The organism is Streptomyces gilvosporeus (assembly GCF_002082195.1).
In the GTDB taxonomy this organism is placed as follows: domain Bacteria; phylum Actinomycetota; class Actinomycetes; order Streptomycetales; family Streptomycetaceae; genus Streptomyces; species Streptomyces gilvosporeus.
Genome location: NZ_CP020569.1, coordinates 630,511 through 650,340 on the forward strand (window position 1 = coordinate 630,511; position 19,830 = coordinate 650,340).

The 19,830-nt window shown below is 67.0% G+C and carries 16 protein-coding genes; 8 read left to right on the top strand and 8 right to left on the bottom strand.

Annotated features, from left to right (window positions below; translation table 11 throughout):
• Window positions 1-41: 41 nt before the first annotated feature.
• From B1H19_RS03070 to B1H19_RS03080, 3 genes are all read right to left on the bottom strand, one after another.
• Complete coding sequence (locus B1H19_RS03070; protein ID WP_237289090.1) at window positions 42-1,889, bottom strand: ABC transporter ATP-binding protein; 1,848 nt, start codon at window positions 1,887-1,889, stop codon at window positions 42-44.
• Between the two features lie 1,019 nt (window positions 1,890-2,908).
• Window positions 2,909-4,816, bottom strand: a complete 1,908-nt coding sequence (locus B1H19_RS03075) for a YncE family protein (RefSeq protein WP_083102708.1) — start codon at window positions 4,814-4,816, stop codon at window positions 2,909-2,911.
• 197 nt (window positions 4,817-5,013) lie between these two features.
• Window positions 5,014-5,469 carry a hypothetical protein gene (locus B1H19_RS03080; RefSeq protein WP_083102709.1) on the bottom strand — a complete coding sequence of 152 codons (456 nt, stop codon included), beginning with the start codon at window positions 5,467-5,469 and terminating at the stop codon, window positions 5,014-5,016.
• A 1,018-nt stretch (window positions 5,470-6,487) separates the two neighbouring features.
• Between B1H19_RS03080 and B1H19_RS03085 the strand changes: the two genes are divergently transcribed.
• Complete coding sequence (locus B1H19_RS03085) at window positions 6,488-7,621, top strand: histidine kinase (RefSeq protein ID WP_237289092.1); 1,134 nt, start codon at window positions 6,488-6,490, stop codon at window positions 7,619-7,621.
• Window positions 7,618-8,274 carry a response regulator gene (locus B1H19_RS03090; protein ID WP_083102711.1) on the top strand — a complete coding sequence of 219 codons (657 nt, stop codon included), beginning with the start codon at window positions 7,618-7,620 and terminating at the stop codon, window positions 8,272-8,274. Before B1H19_RS03085 ends, B1H19_RS03090 begins: the two co-directional genes overlap by 4 nt.
• A 48-nt stretch (window positions 8,275-8,322) precedes the next feature.
• Here the strand turns inward: B1H19_RS03090 and B1H19_RS03095 are convergent, their stop codons facing one another.
• From B1H19_RS03095 to B1H19_RS03110, 4 genes are all read right to left on the bottom strand, one after another.
• The gene (locus B1H19_RS03095; RefSeq protein ID WP_083102712.1) at window positions 8,323-9,135 is read right to left on the bottom strand and encodes an ABC transporter permease; all 813 of its coding nucleotides are present in this window, start codon (window positions 9,133-9,135) and stop codon (window positions 8,323-8,325) included.
• Window positions 9,136-9,183: 48 nt separating this feature from the next.
• Window positions 9,184-10,101, bottom strand: a complete 918-nt coding sequence (locus B1H19_RS03100; RefSeq protein ID WP_083109399.1) for an ABC transporter ATP-binding protein — start codon at window positions 10,099-10,101, stop codon at window positions 9,184-9,186.
• Window positions 10,102-10,558: 457 nt separating this feature from the next.
• Window positions 10,559-10,792, bottom strand: coding sequence for a hypothetical protein (locus B1H19_RS03105; protein ID WP_159027968.1), 234 nt, complete (start codon window positions 10,790-10,792; stop codon window positions 10,559-10,561).
• The gene (locus B1H19_RS03110) at window positions 10,789-12,297 is read right to left on the bottom strand and encodes a carboxylesterase/lipase family protein (RefSeq protein ID WP_083102714.1); all 1,509 of its coding nucleotides are present in this window, start codon (window positions 12,295-12,297) and stop codon (window positions 10,789-10,791) included. Before B1H19_RS03110 ends, B1H19_RS03105 begins: the two co-directional genes overlap by 4 nt.
• A gap of 98 nt (window positions 12,298-12,395) precedes the next feature.
• On the opposite strand from B1H19_RS03110, the gene B1H19_RS40740 reads away from it, so the two are divergent.
• The 6 genes from B1H19_RS40740 (at window position 12,396) to B1H19_RS03135 (ending at window position 18,102) form a co-directional block, all read left to right on the top strand.
• Window positions 12,396-12,647, top strand: a complete 252-nt coding sequence (locus B1H19_RS40740) for a hypothetical protein (RefSeq protein ID WP_418361501.1) — start codon at window positions 12,396-12,398, stop codon at window positions 12,645-12,647.
• Between the two features lie 145 nt (window positions 12,648-12,792).
• Window positions 12,793-14,301: a DUF4246 domain-containing protein gene (locus tag B1H19_RS03115; protein ID WP_083102715.1), complete on the top strand. Its 1,509-nt coding sequence runs from the start codon at window positions 12,793-12,795 to the stop codon at window positions 14,299-14,301.
• 219 nt (window positions 14,302-14,520) lie between these two features.
• Window positions 14,521-14,865, top strand: coding sequence for a helix-turn-helix domain-containing protein (locus B1H19_RS03120; RefSeq protein WP_083102716.1), 345 nt, complete (start codon window positions 14,521-14,523; stop codon window positions 14,863-14,865).
• 286 nt (window positions 14,866-15,151) lie between these two features.
• A complete protein-coding gene (locus tag B1H19_RS03125; RefSeq protein WP_203237077.1) occupies window positions 15,152-15,391 on the top strand; it encodes a MerR family transcriptional regulator in 240 nt (79 codons plus the stop codon).
• 5 nt (window positions 15,392-15,396) lie between these two features.
• The gene (locus B1H19_RS03130) at window positions 15,397-15,984 is read left to right on the top strand and encodes a hypothetical protein (protein ID WP_083102718.1); all 588 of its coding nucleotides are present in this window, start codon (window positions 15,397-15,399) and stop codon (window positions 15,982-15,984) included.
• Between the two features lie 855 nt (window positions 15,985-16,839).
• Window positions 16,840-18,102, top strand: a complete 1,263-nt coding sequence (locus B1H19_RS03135; RefSeq protein ID WP_203237078.1) for a C15 family peptidase — start codon at window positions 16,840-16,842, stop codon at window positions 18,100-18,102.
• Window positions 18,103-18,352: 250 nt separating this feature from the next.
• Here the strand turns inward: B1H19_RS03135 and B1H19_RS03140 are convergent, their stop codons facing one another.
• The gene (locus B1H19_RS03140; protein ID WP_237289093.1) at window positions 18,353-19,318 is read right to left on the bottom strand and encodes a peptidoglycan-binding domain-containing protein; all 966 of its coding nucleotides are present in this window, start codon (window positions 19,316-19,318) and stop codon (window positions 18,353-18,355) included.
• Between the last annotated feature and the right edge of the window lie 512 nt (window positions 19,319-19,830).

Here is a 19,830-nt window from a genome sequence, read left to right on the forward strand (position 1 = left end):
CGGAACTGCACATCACGGCGCCTCTGCCTGGCCAAGGAGGGTCATCGATCACGGCCGAGTTCATAGAGCTCCTCGAAGAGCCCACCACCCTTGACGAGTTGGTCGAACGAGCCCTCCTCGATGATCTGGCCGCGCTCCATGACGATGATCCGGTCGGCGATCTTGGTGTTCTCCAGCTGGTGCGTCACGATGACCGTGATCCTGTCCTGCGACATGCCTTTGAGCACCTGGAAGATCTGGTGCTCGCCCCGGGCGTCCATCTCCGATGTCGGCTCGTCCAGGACCAGAACGGCAGGTTGGCGGTAGACGGCGCGCGCACAGGCCAGGCGCTGCCACTGCCCGCCGGACAGGGTGACTCCACCCCACATCTCCCGGGCGAGCAAGGTGTCCAGGCCCTCCGGGAGCTCCTGGACAGCCTGTCGTAGGCCGACCGTCTCCAGGACCTCCCACACGGCCTCGTCATCCCATGTACGGGGTTGGCCCAGGGTGATGTTCTCCCGGCACGGAAGCGGCCAGCGGGCGAAGAACTGGGGAACCAGCCCAGTCTGCGACCACACCGTCTCCGGGGCGACGCCCGCCAGGTCCACCCCGTCCCATAGCACGGTGCCCTTGTCGGCAAGGTTCAGCCCGGTGATCAGCCGGGTGAGCGTGGACTTGCCCGACCCGTTCTCCCCGACCACCGCCACCACTTCGCCCCTGCGGAAGGTCAGGGACAACCCGTCAATCGCCGGCCGGGTCCGGCCGGGGTAGCAGTACGTCACCTCCTCGACGCGGATCGTCTCGGGGCACCGCGGAGCCCGACCACCCCCACGCGACATCTCCAGTTCGGCCGTCGTGATGTCCACGAACCGCTTCCAGTCCCCCAGGAACAGAGTCGAACGGAACAGAGCGGCGCAGTAGCCGACCGCGTTACTGAGACTGCCCAGCGCCGTACGCACCGCCACCACAGCCGTCGCCGACACCGCCAGCGACACCTGGCCGGAGACCGTCAGCCACACCAGGGTGGCCCACGCACCGCACAGGCACATACCTCCGAACGCCGCCGCGGCCAGGTTCGCGCGCAGTTGCCCGCCGGCCGCCCGTACGATCCGTTCGTCGTTGCGGCGACTGAGCGTCCGGTACCAGAACAACAGGTAGGAACGCATGCTGTTCGCCCTGACCTCGTCCGCGAGGTTCGAGGCGGTGACGTGCGACCGCATCATCCCGCGCAGGTTGCGGTTGGCCGAGTTGAGGTAGTTCGTGCGATGTTCGATCTTCGCCTCGGTCACCGCCCCCACCCCGGACGGCATCACCGCCAGCACAAGCACCGGCAGCATCAAGGGATGCAACGCGGTGACCACACCGAACGCGGTGACCAGTCGGACGAGCGCGGCGATGAACGCCTGCGCATCGGAGAACATCCGGTCGCACCGCGTCACACCGGTCTCCGCACGCTCGTGCTCCTCGGCAAAGCCGGCCCGGTTGAAAGCCGCCACCTCCACCGAGACCATCGCCTCGACCAACGCGGTGTCCGCGGCCGACATCACCCGCGGCTTGACCCGAGCCACCGCCCACGCAGCCAGCCCGGAGGCGACACGTCCCACTCCCGCCGCGAGCGCCAGGACCGCCAGCGCCGGCAATGCCTGGCGGACTCGCTCGGAGACCGGCCCGCCGCCCACCAGCAGTGCCATCGCCTCGCCCACAGCCGCCAGCACCACAGCCGCCGATACCCCCGAGAGGACCTGGCAACCGACCAAGACCAGAACATCCCGCCGGTCGATCGCCCATGCCATCTTGGCGATATCCGCGAGCAGAGACGGGATGTTCAGGCACATCCCCCGGAATGAAGCGTCCTCGAACGCCGAACGCAGCCGCGCACGCTTCTCGGTGGGCTCCCTCGGCTCCGGCATCGGCGGCCTGCCGACACCATCCCGCCGGCCCTGCGCCCCCTTGAGCAAACCCTCCACCACCGACATCCCTCACTCCGCGACACGCTTCCACAAGGACCCAACGATCTGCGTCGATCATGGAAATGCACTGGTTCCAACATCCGCGACTGCACGGGTGAACACCGGATCGGAGGAGCATCTGCGCGCCATCACTCGGTGCGGGGAGGGACAGGCAACCCCCACCCATCAAGCCGGGTACCAGCAAGCAATCGAATGACCCACGCCGCTCCGATGGGCTCGCACCCAGCAACCGCTTCGCGTGGCAAGGGCAGCTGACGACCTCGCGCCTCTTGAATCCCACTTCCCTTGTATTGTCTGCGGCCGGCATCGTCCTGAAGAGCGGCGCTGCTCCGGCATCGGCTACGAGACCGCTCCATTGCTCATGGAACGCAGCGCCACCCTGCTCCGTCAGCTGGGACAGCGCCGTCCTCGTTTGTCACATCGCCGTGGAGCGGACCATCAATACCCTGAAGAACTTCCGGGCTGTTGCCACGAGGTTCGATAAACGCGTCGACCAGGCCATGCCTGTCGCATCGGCGGTGACACCCCCCCCCCGCAGCCGACGGACTACAGGCCCACTCTCGAGCCTTGGCGAAACAGGCATCAGCCATCCGAACCATCCCCGGGGCAACCCGGCCGCAAGGCACGGTAAAGGTCGCGGACGGAGTGCTCGACAGGTTCCTGGAGCATGCCCGGGCACTTCACTGACGATTCTCCAGCATCACTCCGGTCCGCGAGAAGACCTGAGTTGCTGACTCCGCGGTGATGCGCCGCCGCGAGCACCTCGTGGGCTGGCCCGTGGATGCACTGCCCGCCGGAGCGGAGACGCCCCGGCGGGCAGTGAACTCTTCGCCCGCAAGACCTACCGCTGCTACGACGGCGGCCCGGTCACCCGGGCCGCCGTGCCGGCCCTGCTCGCCGCGCCGGAACCGAGGCCCCGCCTTGACGCTCCCCTCCTGGAAAGGAACGAACGCCCTACGCTACGACGTTGCCGAAGCATCGGGCAGCACGCCGGAGATCCGCAACAGCTTGCCCTCCCGGTTGCTGACGTAGATCCAGCCGTTGTCGTGGTCCAGCCCGAGGCCGCAGACCGTGCCGAGACCGTCGGCCACCACGCGATGACGGCCCTTGGCCTCGCCATCAGCCACGACGACCTCATGCAGCTTGTTGCCGTACGAGTCCGAGACGTACGCGTTACCCACGCCATCCAACGCTACGCGGACGCTGTACCCGAGACTGGTGGCCACGGCCTTCGGGACGCCGTTATCCGCCTCCAGGTCGATCTCGTACAGCCCGTTGCGGTCATACTGGCCGATGTAGGCCTTGCCCCCGTTCAGCGCTACTCCAGCGGCCCTTGGCACGTCCCAGCTTCGCTGCTTCACCGCCGATTCGCTGTTGAGGCCGAACTCGATCAGCTTCCCGTTGATGACGTCGGTGACATAGACCTTGTTGCCCGGCAGATCCAGCGCGACGCCGTACGCGTACATGCCCTCGGCGCCCCTGACCGGGGAGATGGAGCGGTCGGACAGGTTCACCGTGAACAGGCGCTTGCCGCTGTAGTCGGCGACGTATGCCTTGTTGCCCGGCAGGTCCAGCGCCACAGCGTTGACTTCGCCCGGCGTCTCCAGGACCCAGTCCGTGCCGCCGCTGGCGAGGTCCACCTTGTACAGCTTGCCGCCGTTGTACCGGTCAGTGACGTACGCCTTCTGGTTCACCAGGTCCAGCGCGAGGCCGTCGGCTGTCCCGAACCCGGTGGCGAGCTCGACGGGAGTCTTTCTCGGGCTCTCTTGCTCTTTGCCATCGCCCTTGTGAAGCGGGTGACGCTTGATATCGAACTCAAGTTTTTCGAGCTCGAAGACCTCGTGCACCCCGGCGAGGGTAGAAACGACCTCGGCTTCCCCCTTTTGCATAAACGGCTTGCCCTCATCGGTCAAGTCGAATGCCTCCGCAGCCGTACCGGTCTCGCCGAGTTTCCACGCAATCACCTTGGCGTATTTCGGTTCCCGGGCCTGTGGGCCGTCCGGCCGAGTCTCCTTGACCTCTACTGGCTCCGGGTAATACAAGGCGACCCACCCCCCAAAGGAGACAGGGAATTCGTAGTCGAACCTCCTCACCTGCCGCCGCTGCGTGGCCAGGACGTCTACCCGGCTGCCAACCTCCCCGTTCAGCGTGGACGATGTTTTGAACGAGGTGGTCAACGAACCACTGACAGAAGCAGTGATCCCGAGCATCAGTTGTGCCGACAATTCACCGGTGCCCGTGGCGGTACTCGTGGCTGTCGTCGTACTTGTCATTTGCGACTGAGACTCCGCGTCAACGCCCTGATTGTCCTTGCTGTTCTTCAGGGTCATTTTCTCGGATTGGTTCATCGCCATGCTCTTCTGTAATTGCTGCTGCAGCGATGCGGTGGTTTTTGCCCCGAAAGTGAGCTGCACCTGCCCCTGGAGCGACCAGCTGATCGTGTTCGAAATCGAGAATTCAACCGTATGTGACCATGTGGTGGGTTTGGGGTCGGTGCGATTGACGTACGTTTGCTTGGAGATCACGTCAGGAGGCGGCTGTACGATGTCGCCTCGCTCTTCGACAAGCGGTACACCCACCGTCATATAGGCGCGCCACCCGCGCTCATGTGCCGCATCCTGGTCATCGGGAAAGTCGCCGAAACGCCCCTTGTTCAAGGAAAACCCGGTAGGGGCGACATACCGGTCCGTCCCATCTGGCGCTTTCTTCTCGGCCTTCCTCTTCAGCCTCTCCTTGTCCCGCTCCAGGATGGCAGCGGCCTTGTCGGCAATTTTGAGCTCCTTCAGATTTCGCCCAGTCAGCGGGTGGCGCATAAATCGTTCGCCAAGATAAGTCGTACTCACGTTGTTTTTGGTGGCGCCGCCCATGCCCTGCAGTCTCCTTGCGTAGCAGAACTCAACGAATGGTTAGTGATTCTTTGCGAGCCGCTTCCGGCTGGCGTGACCGAACGAGAAGTCGCCGCCAGGCCACCGAGCGGGGCTGTTTCCCCTGTTCAAGGGCCGGATCACGATACCGAGAGTTTTGCGCAACCCGCCGGCCCTCGAGTTGTCTTCCTAATCGGCCCTCACCACTTGACCGACCCATCCTGAGCCCTTTGGACATTCTTCACCGATTTGTAGTTGTCTTTTCTCAGTTCTTCCAGCTTTTCATCGCTGACCGTCGGCCGGTCTTCGTCCCTGATCTCTGCCTGAACCTTTTTGAATGCCTCATCCTTGGCCGAAGATGCCATACCGGTTGTTGATTCGGGGTTTACGCTGGCTTCCTGCTGCTTGACGGCTGCTGTCTGGGTGTTCTTGAACAGGGGGGTGATGAACTGGTTCATGACATCGAGCGCCTCGGGCGACGTCTCGCGAATGATCTTCGGGTCGCGCGCAGCTTCAGGAATTCCGTCATAGAGCTCCGGATCGACCCCTTCTCGTTCGGGCCTAGCGCCAGGAATTTTTTCATTGACCTTTTGAGCGGACTCTTCGGCGGACTTGGCTTCCCGTCCGCCGCCGTCGAAGATGTTCTTGAAAGACATGGACTTCCCTCCGGATCCTCTTGGTGGGCGCAAAATCACCCCTTACACAGAGGGTGATTCCTCTCGCCATGATTAAGCTTTTCGCATTCGAAGACCTCGCACACCAGGCGAGGTGGCAATGATTTCGGCTGCTACCTGGCCGCGGGCCATTTTTGCGTAAACGGCTTGCCTTTGCCGGTCGGGTTGAAACTTTCCTTATTGTTGTCGCGAGTCTCGCCAAGTCTCCACGTTCACCTTATCCATACCTGACGTCACTGCGCGGCAAGGGCATCTACCGGCTACCAATAAACTCGCTAAGGCCGTGTCATCTTTCGCCAAGACGAGCTGCACTCACGTCACTTCTGCCGCCCATTTCCTTCAGTATCTGTGCGCCATCCACTGTGCGCACCAGGATCTTCGCGTGCTTGCCTACCCCTCTGGCGATCGATCTATCCAGCGTTGGTATTTTGACCACCATGACGGCTGGAACTCATCCCCGATGGGTTTTCGGTTGAACGATGCTCTGAAATGGCACCGCCTACGACCTGCAACGACCAGCTTGGAGGGGTTGCTTCAGGGCGTTATCGAACTGCAGATCGCGTTGAGTCCTGGCCAACACGGTGGTACCCAACACTGAGCCGAAAATGGTGGGTCTCCTGCTCATTGGTCGGGTGTGAGCAGCGAAAGCGGGGACACGCTTCGGCCGACGCCCGCAGCACGGGAGGATCTGCGGCTGCGGGGCGCTGCGGCGCTGCAGTCAGGACGCACGGTCCCCATGGGGAACGGGCGCGCACGGAGAATCCCGTTAGGCTGGGCGCCACCGAGAAGGCAGGCCAGGCGGTGTGGTGGTAAGCCCCCGTCGTCCCGATCAGGCCCGTTCGCGCCGCTGGAGGATCCCCGTACCATGCGTCCGGACCATCACCGCGCCTCACCGACGGATTCGAGCCGGTCAAGCCCGTCAGACTCGTCACCATCCGCGTTGCGGCCGTCGGCTCATCATCCTCCAGGGCGCAGGTTCTGGTGGGAGAGCCGTCGGAGCATGCTCTTCGACGTCCTGGTGGCACTGGGCTGCGCGATGGCGTTCGCCGTGCTTGCCGAGTTTCCGGGAGGCTATCCGTTTGGGCTGCCCGCACCGGTCTTCTTCGGGCTGGCGGTCGCGGCGGGCTTGGCGCTGATCTGGCGACGCCGCCGACCGACGGTGGTGTGCCTGGTGATCATCGCGGCCACGCCTTTCCAGGTCACGTTCTTCGCGCTGCCCGTCAGCCTGTACTCGCTGGCCAAGTACGGCCGTAGTGGTCGCAATCTGATCGTTCTGTCTTTGGGCGCGGGGCTTGCCGCCGGCATGGCGCTGTTGGAGTCGGGCCTGGCGAGTCTGCTGAACCGTCTCCCGTTCATGGTCCTGCTGGTGGCGGGGCCGGTGCTGTTGGGCCTGTACGCGAAGGCACGGCGGATGGTGGTGGACGGCTTGCGGGAGAAGGCCGAACGGCTGGAGCGCGAGCAGCGCCTCCTTGCGCGGCAGGCTCGGATCGAGGAGCGGACCAGGATCGCCAGGGAGATGCACGACGTGGTCGCGCATCGGGTCAGCTTGATGGTCATCCACTCCGGCACCTTGGAGGTTGATCCGGAGAACAGCGAGAAGACGGTCCGCACGGCGGAGTTGGTCGGCGGGATCGGTCGGCAGGCTCTGGAGGAGCTGCGCCAGGTGCTCGGAGTGCTGCGAACGGACGACGAGGGCGACGAGTCCGCCCCTCGTGCACCGCAGCCCACCTTGGACGACGTATCCGTGCTGGTCGAGCAGTCGCGCGCCGCCGGTATGCGGATCGAGTTGACACGGTCAGGGACTGTCCGGCCGCTGGACGCGTCGTGCGAGCGCACCGCGTACCGGCTGGTCCAGGAGGCGCTGACGAATGTGCACAAGCATGCGCCGGGCGCCGCTGCACACGTCGAATTGCGCTACACGGCCGACACGTTGCAGGTCACGGTGGAGAATGAGGCCGGCCCGGACACTCCGTCGGCCGGTCTGCCCAGTGGTGGCCATGGTCTGATCGGGCTCGGCGAACGCGTCACCGTCCTGGGAGGCACCTTCGAGGCCGGCGCGCGGCCGGACGGCGGATTCCGGGTCGCTGCCGTCCTCCCCACGGCACCCGACACCACCAGAAAGGCCGCTCCATGAGCGTTCGTGTCCTGCTCGCCGACGACGAGGATCTCGTCCGGTCCGGGCTGATCCTGATTCTGCAGGCCGATCCCGAGATTTCGGTTGTCGCCGAGGCGAGCGACGGTGCGCAGGCCGTACACCTGGCTCGTACGCACCGGCCGGACGTGGTGCTCATGGACATCCGGATGCCGGTCATGGACGGCCTGGCCGCGACCAAGGAGATCACCGGCCTTCCCCACGCCCCGAAGGTGGTGGTGCTCACCACCTTCGACCTGGACGAGTATGTGCACGCGACGTTGCAGGCCGGCGCGATGGGTTTCCTGCTGAAGAACACCCCGCCTCGTGAACTGATTCGGGCGGTCAAGACCATCAACAGCGGCGACGCCATGCTCGCCCCGTCGGTGACCCGTCGCCTGCTCTCCGCCTTCGCCACCCGCGACACCGACCGGACCGCGGAGGCCCGCAACCGTCTCAGCGACCTCACCGCACGCGAACGCGAGGTGCTGAAGCTCGTGGGCGAGGGCAAGTCGAACGCCGAGATCGGCACCTGCCTGCACATGAGCGAGGCCACGGTGAAGACCCACGTCAGCCGGGTTCTCGCCAAACTGCAGTGCGCCAACCGTGTACAGGCCGCGATCGTCGCCCACGACGCCGGACTCCTCGCGACGTAGCCCGTCCGCAGCTCCCCGGCGTGAGCGGTGTGCGTACGCGGGGCCTCCTCAGGCGTCGCGTCGACGGAGCAAGCACAGCGCCGCACCCATGGCCGCCGCCGTCCATGCGCACAGCACCGCGAATCCGCCCCATGGCGGAAGCCCGCCGAGCATAGGGCCGACCTGTGTGATGGCGAGCCCGGCGTTGGGGGGCGTCATGCCGACGGGCAGGAATCGCTCCATGCGACTGACGGGCGAACCGGACACGATGAGCGGCACGACGAAGATCAGCACGAACATCACGATGACGCCACCGGCCGTGCCGCGCACGATCGTGGTCACCGCGAGCGAGAGCACGGCCAACATGCCCAGGTAGAGCCCGAATCCGAGCAACGCCCGGACCACCTGCGGATCCGCGAACGTACCCGAGACAGCCGGTGCGGAGGCGTACACGACCGCGAAGGAGATCAGGCTCAGCAATACCCCGGTGACCAGGGCGAGTGCGCCCACTACGAGCGCCTTCGCCATGAGCCACCGAGCCCGCCGTGGCACGGCCGTCAGCGACGTACGGATCATCCCGGTGCCGTATTCACTGCCCATGGCCGTGGCGGCCAGGACCACCACAGCCAACTGGCCGAAGCTGAGGCCCAGGTGGCTCATGCTGACCAGAACCTGGATGGATCGTCGGCCTTGCGTCTGTTCCTTGAGGGCGACCAGTGCGGCGACACCGACAGCGAGCGCGGTCATGGCAAGCAGGCACCACGCGGTGACGCCCACGGTACGGATCTTGACCCATTCCGACCGGATCACGTTGACGAACAGCGGCTCGCCGGGACGGCCACGGCGGGTGGCCGCAGGAGCAGTGACGGCAGTGACGGACATGGAAGCACCTATCTGAGAGAAGTCGTGCCTGTGCTGTGAGGGGCGGAATCAGATCTGGTCGGGCGTACCGGTGCGGTATTCCAGGCTCTGCCCGGTCAGCTGCATGAACGCCGCTTCCAGCGAGCCCCGCTCTTCGGACAGCTCATGCAGCTCGGCACCGCACTCGAACGCCAGCGTGGAGATCCGCGGGGCGTCCAGACCGCTGACAAGGAGGGTGTCCGCACCGTGGACGGTGACCGTGCCACCGGCCCGCCGGATCCGTACGCCGAGTTGATCAGCCTGCGGGGTGCGCACCTTGACCGCACGGCGCGAACCACTCGCGGTGACCTCCTGCACACTGGCATCGGCGATGAGCCGGCCCCGGCCGATCACCACGAGCCAGTCCGCGGTCAACTCCATCTCGCTCATGAGATGGCTGGACACGAACACGGTGCGCCCCTCGGCGGCGAGCCCCGTCATCAGGTCGCGGATCCAACGGACGCCCTCGGGATCGAGACCGTTGACCGGCTCGTCGAACAGCAGGACCTGCGGATCGCCGAGCAGAGCGGCGGCGATGCCCAGCCGCTGGCTCATGCCCAGCGAGAAACCACCGATCCGCTTGCGGGCCACCGCACCAAGACCGGTGATCTCCAGCACCTCGCCCACCCGCCGGCGTCCGATCCCATTGCTGCACGCGAGCCCCAGCAGATGCCCGTACGCGCTGCGACCGGGGTGTGCCGCCTTGGCATCGAGCATCGCGCCCACTTCGTGCATCGGATGACGCAGCCGATGGAACGGTCTGCCGTTGATCAGCGCACTGCCCGACTCAGGGTGATCCAGACCGAGGAACATCCGCATCGTCGCGGACTTGCCCGCCCCATTCGGCCCCAGGAATCCGGTTACCTGACCGCCACGCACCGTGAACGACAAATCGTCCACCGCCACCTTGCTGCCGTACGCCTTCCTCAGGCCCTTGGCCTCCAACACCGCGCCGCCCACCACGCACGCTCCCATCCCTCGATGCCCAGCGGAATTCCAGCTGCTCAAGCACCGTACGAACCCGCATGCGCCACCGGGACACCCGAAAGGTGAAAACACCCTCCGCGCATCGTCCCGACCTTCCGCCGGCTTCCTCCCACCAACGGTGGATGAGCGGGTACATCCTTCGACTGACCCAGCGCAGAGGCGGGTCAGGCGCTGCGGGGTGGTGATGGACCGGAGGCGGCCACGGCCCGGCGCTTGACGCCGTATGTCGAAGCGGCTGCGGGACAGGGCGGGGGTGCCCAAGATCCGGGTCGTCATCGACATGCCGTCGCCGGCACGGACAGGGAGCGGCCAATAAGTCGGGCTCCATGGGAGGTCTGTGCTTGTGCGGGCGGTGGTGGCGCTTCGGTGGCTGGGCAGCCGCAGTGGTGCGTAGGTGGGCCGGGCGTGTGGCCGGGCGTCAAGCGGATGCGCGGGCCGGTTTCGTCGTTTCGAGGAACGCGGCGGCGAGACGACGGTTGGTCGGCAGGAGTATCGGCGGAAGGGACAGCAGGAGGAAGGCGGAGCGCGAAGCGTGGACCCAAGCGGGCTCGTCGGCCCCTCCTGTCCAGAGGAAGGCGAAGAGTGCGCCGGCCACGGCGTAGCCCATGCGGAGGCTCCGGGTGGGGGCAGGTGTGTGAGGAGCCGGGGTCATGAAAGGGGCTCCTTGCGGAAGGAGTTGAGGTCCGGTGACGGGCCGAACCGCATGACCTCCGGTGCCGGGCCGGGCAGGTAGGGGCGCCACGGATCAAGGCCGGGTCCGTTCGGGGAGCCGGTGGCGGTGAATGCGGCGAGCGCGCCGCCGAAGGCGCCGGCCAGCGCGCGGTCCTGGCCGTCGGCGCTGCCGAGCATGGGGGCGTCCGGGTAGGCGTCGACGGTGTGGAACAGGAAGGGAAGTTCAGCGCAGTGCGTGGCGCCGAGACCGTGGGGGTCGGGGGACGGGCGGCGGGTGAAGCGGTAGACGTATGCGGGGAAGCCCTGGGCGGCGCGGCGGGTGGCGATCTCGGTCACGCCGTTGCCGAAGCCGTGGTCGGCGGCAAGGTCGGTGAGGACGCGGGCCGGGGTCGCGCCGGGCCGCCGGGCCGCGTAGTGGTCGTAGACCGCCTGGGCCATGTCGCCCGCCCGGCCCCGGATGGTGGCCACAACGTCGTCTCGGGAGAGCGCCTGGACGAGCGGGTTGAACGCGAAGAACGCCGTCATCTCGTCCTCCGTCGTGCCGAGCAGTACGTCCTTGTCGCCCAACGCGCCGTCCGCGACGGTCTGTTGCCAGCCGACGGGATGTCCGGGACCACCGAGCACGGGATACATCGGCGGCGCGATATCGCCCGGTCGGGCGCGCTGTGCCAGCTGCTCGTAGGCGGCGAGCAGACGCTCGACGGGCAGCTGCCGCAGTTCGGCACCGGGATCGGTCCCGGTTACGCCGAGGATGCGGAGGTAGTCGGCGGCGCACTCGGCAGCGGCAGCCGGGTCCTGCGGTGCCATGCCCCAGGGGCCGCTCTGGGCGATCACCCGGCGCACCAGGCCACCGGTCTCCGGTGCCAGCGCGAGGGACAGTGCCGAGTACGCGCCGGCCGACTGGCCGCCGACGGTGACGAGGCCGGCGTCGCCGCCGAAGGCAGCGATGTTGTCCCGGACCCAGTGCAGTACGGCGGCCTGGTCCTGGCTGCCGAGGTTTTCGGCGCCGATCTCGGGGAGATGGAGGTAACCCAGCGGGCCGAGGCGGTAGTTGGCCGTCACCACGACGATGTCGCCGAGCGCGGCGAGGCGGGCGCCGTCGTACCAGTCCCAGCCCCCGGAGCCGCTGGTGAAACCGCCGCCGTGGAACCACACCAGCACCGCTCGCGCAGCCCCACCCGGTGTGAGGGCCCCAACGGGTGTCCAGACGTTGAGGGTCAGGCAGCCGTCCTCGTCCCAGTCCGGCACTCGCGGCCCCATGACCCGCTCCAGCCTGGAAGGGCCCTGCGGCACCGACGGGCCGGTGCGCTCCGCATCGCGGACCTCACTCCAGCCGGGGTGCGGACGCGGCGCTGCAAACCGCAGCGCACCCACCGGAGACGCCGCGTAGGGAAGCCCGCGGAACGCCGCCACCTCCCCTTCCACCACGCCGCGCACCCGGCCCCGTTCCGTGGCCACCACCGGTCGCTGCCCGGTCCTCGACATCGCTTCTCCTCTCCTTGCAGCCGGCCCTACGACGACGGGCCCTGGCAGCACCGGTTGTACGCAGGCGCGGCCACCTCGCCGCCAGCGTGGACGACCGCGTGCACTTCGCCGGCGGGGCGGCACACCGCGACTCCTACCAGACCGTCCACGGCGCCTGCCTGTCGGGTATCCGCGCCGCCAAGGAAATAGCGGACGGAGAGAGCTGTACGTGTGGTGAGGCCTCCGGGTTCTCCCCGCCGCGCAAGCGGCCGGGAGCAACGCGTCTCGAAGACCAGCGGCGTCATCCGAAGCGTCACGCCGCCCTGAGCCGCGCGGGGGTACGCGGGCGGCCACCTCCGACGATGAGCTGAGCGCCCTTGGACGAGCGCGAACCGGACATCGGGCGACTACGCCGAAGCCCTGGCTCCCTGACCGGCGAGGACAACCACGACTGCAGTGTCAGTCCGCTGAAGTACTCTTCCCGCCACGGCACATCGACTGTGAGGACCAAGAGAATTGACTGGCCTGTCTGCTTTCCCGCTGCCCTTCCATGCTTCCCGTTCCATATCGTTCGCGACACCTCGAACGCTGCGGGAACTTCAGATGATGCAGTGCAGCGCACACATTCGGGCGAAGCCGGGGTGGTTCGACAAGATGAACGATGCCGACATCGTCGCCAGGTGGACGCAAGAAGCGGTCGCCCAGGGCCTCACCGAGGCGCAGGTTCGTTACGTGCTTGCCGAACTCCGGCATTACGCCACGCTGCGGGACGGGCGAACCGGCATCGAGGTGTCCGCCATCGACGGGGTATGGCAGTCGGACACACTGGTCGACGACCAGCTCGGATCCCGGCTGCGCGAGGCGGTTCGGGTTCTGGAACAGGTCCCCGAAGCAGAAAAGGACTGGCATCCCGGATCCGACGGCCAGGTACTGGATCTGGTTCATCCCTCACTTTTCTGCCTGGTGAAAGAGGTGAGCGGCGCGCCCGAGCGGGCTTGGCAGAACCCGACGGACCGCTCTTCGCGGTACGAATTCTCGGAGAAATTCCAGTGGCTGCCCACGGACGTCGACGTCAGTGACGACGGCGATGTCGCCTTCCGTTCGTACGTCAACAACGTCCACCCTGAGACTCATCGCGAACTGGCCTCCGTACTACCGGAGTTGTTCGCACGCATCCGCCCGCTGTTCGAGAACGTGCTCACCGATCTACGCCATCCACGGCCCCTGCGGATCGAGGCCGATCCCTACGGGTGGTACGACTCGGAGCCGGAGTATCCGGACAAGGCCTCCTACAGTGACGATGCGGCCTACGAAGAAGCCCGCCGCGCATGGGGGGAGGCCCAGGACGACTGGTGGGAGAACCGCTGCCCCGTCGTCCCGGACGCCCCGGCCTTCACCCCGCCCGAGCTGCCCGACGACTCCGCCCGGGTCGACCTGCGCGGCCGCCGTCTGCAGGTCATCGTCAAGCTCGCCACCATTCATCTGACCCCGGACAAGCCCGAGTACACCGGCGGTTCCTGGCATGTCGAGGGGATGCTGAACGAGCGGATCGTCTCGACCGGCATCTACTACTGGGACAGCGAGAACATCACCGAGAGCCGTCTGAGTTTCCGGGCGGCACTCGACGACCCGGACTACGAACAGAACGACGACAACGGTCTGCGTGAGGTCTACGGCCTGGAGGACGAGGACGCACTGAACCAGATGCTGGGATCGGCATCGACCCCGGCGGGCCGCTGCCTGGCGTTCCCGAATGTCCTGCAACACCGCGTCGGCTCATTCCGCCTCACGGACCCCACCCGCCCGGGACATCGCAAGATTCTCGCGTTCTTCCTGGTCGACCCGTCGGAAACGATCGTCTCGACATCCGATGTGCCACCGCAACAGCCATGGTCCGACACCTCGACCATGACGCTGGAACAGGCCAAGGACTACCGCGAACAACTCATGCAGGAACGCAAGTTCTTCGTCGACGAACACAACGAGCAGCTCTACGAACGAGAATTCTCCCTCTGTGAACACTGAACCTCTTTTATCCTGAATACGGGCAGGTCAGGAGGGTGTGGATGGCCGGGACGGTGCCACTCACGGCCGGTGTTCTTGTAGTTGCCGACTACTGAGCCTGTAGGTGTGGTGTCTTACGACTCGGTCCGCGATTGAGGTCCGGACGTGCTGGCCTGACGGCAATCGCGGACCGGGACGTCAGGGGCTGACAGTTGGTGATCCCTGCGGTACGTGCGGACTATGAGATATCCGCAGACCACCGCGCTCCTGGCCGAACGGGCCGGCGTCACCCGGCAGACCCTGTACCGGCACTGGCCCCACCGCGCGGCCCTGCTCTCCGACGTCACCCTGCAGGGACCGGACCTCGGTTACCCCGAACCCGGCACCGACGTCCGCGCCGTCGCCACGGCCTGGCTGGTCAGCCTGCGCGCCGGCCTCACCGTCCCCGCCACCCGCACCGCCGCACTGGCCATCGCCGCCGAAGCCGACCACGACCCCGACAGCGCCCAGGCCATGGCCGGGATCATGGAGGACCGACTCGCCCAGTGGCTCACCACCGTCGACCACACACCCGGGCAGTCGTGACACGGCCCGGCCGCGAAGGAAGCGTCAGCCGGGCGGCAGGAACTGACCTCTGATCGACATTCGGCTGATCCGGAGGCAGCGAATACCGGCATGAGTACGAGCGAGGTCAGGCACACGCCGGTCGGTATCTCGCATCGCGAGCCGGCCGCCGCCTGCGGCATCGACTTGCACAACCCGTTGCTCGACGCCGCCGTGACAGACACCGTCCTGAGAACACCACTCGGCCGACGCCCACCGCTTCATCCCCGCGGAGACGGGCGCGGTAGGCGGTCGGCATGGGGTCGCTGTGCCGCTCACGTCACCTGGCGGGCTTGTGGGCAACTGGCCCTTGCCCGGCCTGGTCCGCACGCTGCGCGAGCTGGGCGCCGGGCTCGACGAGATCAAGAGTGTGCTCAGCAGCAAGACCACGCTCCACGAACTCGCAACGGCCCAGCTGGCGCTGCTCGACCAGCAGATACGACTGCTGCATACGAGACGCGCGGTGCTGCGCGCGGTCGTTCAGCAAACAGCACCGCTGAGGAAGTGAGACTCATGACCAAGATCACCCAGATGTCGGACAACGAACGCAACCGGCTTATTTACGAGTTCTGGGAGGAGATGAGCGAAGAGCTCGATCTCAGCCTGGACTTCACGGCGGGCATGCAGTCGATGAGGCCCCACCTACCCGACACGCCGTCGAGCGCCCAGGTCGAGGCGTGGATCGAACTTGCCGAGATGATCCAAGACGGCTCGTTGCGGCGCGCGTTGCGCAACAGCCGCAAGGACAGGGAGGCACGCAAGAGGATGGTCCGAGATCCCTCACTCCAGCGCGCCTTGTCCGAGGAGGCTTTGCAAGCGTGCGAGGCGGGCGAGGACCCGGCATCGAGGCGCGGACGTGCCCTCACCGACGCCTACACCAGCGATTGCCTGGTCCCGGCAGACGTGGCGGCCATGTCAGGCAGGGCGGACACTCCGGAGGTCCGGCGCCAGCTCGCCGACCAGCTCTGGGAGGGGTCGCGCATCGATCACTACATGAACCTGTTGCGCATGATCAACGGTAAAGATCCGCATCCACACATCAACAGGCATCTAGCGATGTTGGAATGGCTCGCCGAAGCGCTTCGCGCCTCAGCCCAGTGACGCGCTGCGGTCGCTGCGCGAGGGCGCATCACGCCGAAGCTCGTGAATCGGACCCCAACGCTCATCCGAGCCTCGGCTCGACATGACGATCACGAGCCGAGAGGCTCCTCGTCCCGCGCCTACCGTGCCTACCTGCGGAACGCCGCATCAAGACGGGGTACGACCCGATACGCCTCTTCACCTGGAAGGTGCTTCTTCCCTCGCAGCCCACAGGACCCTCAGCACGTCCTATCGTTGCAGGTCAGGAGGGCCTTCCGCGTTCTTGATCACCTGTCGGACAGCCCACCTCGTGAAAGCGCGACCTTAAGACCTGCCCCGCAATTGATCCCGGGCGGTCGACGGGGACGGTCACGTGCCTGCCGTCCTCCATACGGGTCGGAGCTGCTCGGCGGCATCGGCGGCGTGGCGAAGACCTGCCTCCAGATGGGCTGGAACACACATGTCAAGCTTGACCCACCCGCACGTCTGACCAACCACTCCTGCGCACCCAACACCGGCATACGCGACAACACCCATGGCGGATACGACTTCATCGCTCTGCACACCATCACAGCAGGACCGAAATCTGCTGGGACCACGCCTCCAGCGAATGGGAGAGCATCGCCGTCCCCCACTGCGCGCGTGAAAGCACCGACGGCCCTGACGCGGCCCTGGGAGACCGGCACCCCACTCCAGCCAAGCACCCGCCCTCCACGGCTACGTAGCCGGCTACCCCACGACCAGCCGCCACCCTTGAGCGGCGCCAGGCCCCTGGGCTAACACCCCATGGCGTAGACCACTTCCGTCACGCGATACTGCACCGGTCCAACAGTACGCGCGCCCCCCACACACAGCGACGGAAGGACCCTAAGTCCCTTGAATTCCCTACGTGTTCGGATCAGCGCCCTTGGTATGGCCCTGTTGGCGGGGCTGACGGCCCCCGCGACCACTGCGGCTGCTCGGGCCGCTCAGGGCGCCCCGACCCCGACCGTCGAGGAGCAGCGCCTCGACAAGGCGGCACCGCGGGAGATACTGCGACGCTCCGGATTCGGCTCCGTGGCCCCGGTCTTCGCCCGCGACCTGACCCGGACTCACTCCTTCGAGCAGGCCCGCGGCATCGTCGTACGGGACGGCACGGCGCTGTGGCGGCGCGCCGTCCACCGGGCGCAGGGGCGGGGCCCCGCGGGCGGCGACCTCAGCCGGGACGACGACCGGCCGCTGTACTGGGCGCGGCTCGGGATGACGCGGGACGTGCGCACGTGGAAGCCGGGCTTCGGGCTCAGTGACGCGCAACGCTCGGCCCTGCTGGACCAGTTGGAGCGGACCTCGCGCGGCCAGAGCGACATCCGCTACCCGTCGCGCGCCACGGGCATCAAGCGCATTGTCGTCACCGGCTTCGACCCGTTCACACTGGACCGGGACATCCGGATCTCCAACCCGTCCGGGGCCGTCGCGCTCGCTCTCGACGGGACGGTGATCCAGACCGACTCCGGTCCGGCCCGCATCGAGGCCGTCACGTTCCCGGTGCGCTGGCAGGACTTCGCGGCGGGGACGGTGGAGCGGACGCTGGCGCCGTACCTGCCGAAGGTCGACCTGTACACGACGGTGAGCCAGGGCCGGATGGGCCGCTTCGACGTCGAGCGGACGAACGGGGCCTGGCGCGGCGGCTACCCCGACAACGACAACATCAGCAGCACCGGGACCGTCCCGGTCGCCGCCCCGGCCACCCAACCGCAGTGGACGACGACCACCCTCCCCTACAAGGCGATCGTGACCGCGCACACCGGCCGGTTCCCGGCCTACGACCACACCGAGGTCACCGAGATCCCCACAGGGAGCACCGAACCCGTCGTACGCCCCGACGGCCCCACCCCGGGCTCCACGGCCCGTGAGGGCGGCGGCGGCAACTACCTCTCCAATGAGATCGCCTACCGCGCGACCCTGCTGCGCGACCGGCTGGGCCTGCACGACGCCCTGCCAGGCGGGCACGTGCACACACCGGTGCTCCAGTTCGGCGCCGGCAACACCGATCCGGCGACCGGAAAGATCACGGATCCGCAGTTCGTGCACAACCGGCTGGCCATCATCGCGCAGCTACGGTCGATCCTGACGGTGGCGGCGAATACGGCGCTGAAGTGACATCGCCCCCGCCCGCGTTCCGATCGTCGTCCTGATCCCGGTCCTCGTTCAGCAGTGCCGTGCCGGGCCATCCAGCGCCGGCCCCGTACTCAGAATTTCGCAGGGCAGGGCAGAGTTCGCCTGGACAGGTCAGCAAACTGTCAGCATCGTTCCACGCCATACGCAACGTGCCCTGTCGGACATGGAGCGCCTCGTGTCTCTGCTGACCGGACGATCCGTCAGGAGGAACCGCAAACAGACCTGACGGCCACTACTTGGTCCGCAACATCAGGGCACGTCGGCTCTGGTCACCGTAGACGCCCGTCTCGTCGCCGCGGACGCCATACCACTTCTGGAATCGGGCCACGGCCGCGCGGACGTCTGCGTCGTAACGGCCGTCGATCGCGCCCCCCTCGTAGACGTTCGGGATCTGGAGCAGACGTACCTGCAACTCGGATACGCCATGGCCGCTGTCGCCCTGGCGCAGCACGCCCGTGCCTGGGATCTCGCGGAGGGCGGCAGCCGGGTTCCCGCCCCGTTGCCCCGAGGGCGGGGCCGGGTCGTCCGGCAGCGGAGGGGCCAGTTGCCCGGAGGACGTGGGCGGGACGGCCGGGGTCGGGTTGTCGCTGCCCAGCAGCGAAGAGGCGACGATCAGTCCGCTCACGGCGCCCAAACCGAAGGCTCCGGCGACACGAGTCTCCTGTCGGCCAGTGAATCGCCGCCATCCTCGGCGCTTGTTCTTCGCGTGCGCACGGACTCGTGGCGGTGATACCTCCAGGGACGGGGCGACGAGTTCCTCCGAGGGCGCGGGCGGTCGTTGGGGAATGGCGGACCCGGTGGTGTCCGAGCGCGGGCCACTGGCCGTCGGCTGCTCTCCCGTCAGTGGGGGCGGATCAGCCTCCAGTTGCCTGTTGCGGAACCACAGCGGCTCCACCACGATGTCCTGCGGAGCATCGACCTGGTCTATGTCACCGGTCCACTTCGACTCCACGGTAGACGGCGCGACGGCCTGCGGACGCCCCGGATCCCGGCCCTCCGGCCTGTCCCCCGGCGCCTGTGTCGGCCGGGGCGGGGGCGGAGCCAGCGCCGAGAACCGGGTTGGGATCGGCTCCGCCAAGCCGACGTCCCTGGCCGATTCGCTGCGTTCGCGCCAGGTCGGCGGCGGGCTTTCGGCCCAGCCCTGCCGCTCGTCGAACGCATGGAGGTCGGCGCGTGCGGCGTCCAGGGAGTCCAGCACGGCTTGGAAGGAGTCCCGGATGTCTTGCGCGGCATCAGGAACTGAACCGTGAGCTCGCTGAGGTTCGGTGTCGTTGAATCCCACCGGCAGTCCTCCTCAAAACAACGTCCGTGGACAGCGACGGCTCGCCTGAACGTCCACGGGCCGGCTTCGCTGCTTCGTTCTGAGGTAATACGCAAACCGTGCGACCTTGACTCATCCCGCGTTACGGGATGCCGTCCACATCCCGCCGTTGTCCTCATGGGGTCGACCGGTGCACGATCTGCCAGACCCCGTTCCCGTCCGTTGCCGCGCCCCTGGCCAGGCCCCCGGGCCACAGGCGCCGCCGCGGCGAGGAACGCGAACAGGACGCCGGTTCCCTCTGGTCAGTTCGGCGGGGGCATCGAGAGGCTGGCCACCGTCTGGGCCATCGAACGCGGCCTGCTGCCGGAGCACCGGCGCCTGAAGGAAACCGCCTTCGCGGCGGCCACGGCAGCCGCCCTACCTGACCTTGCCCCGCTCCCCTTCTGGTG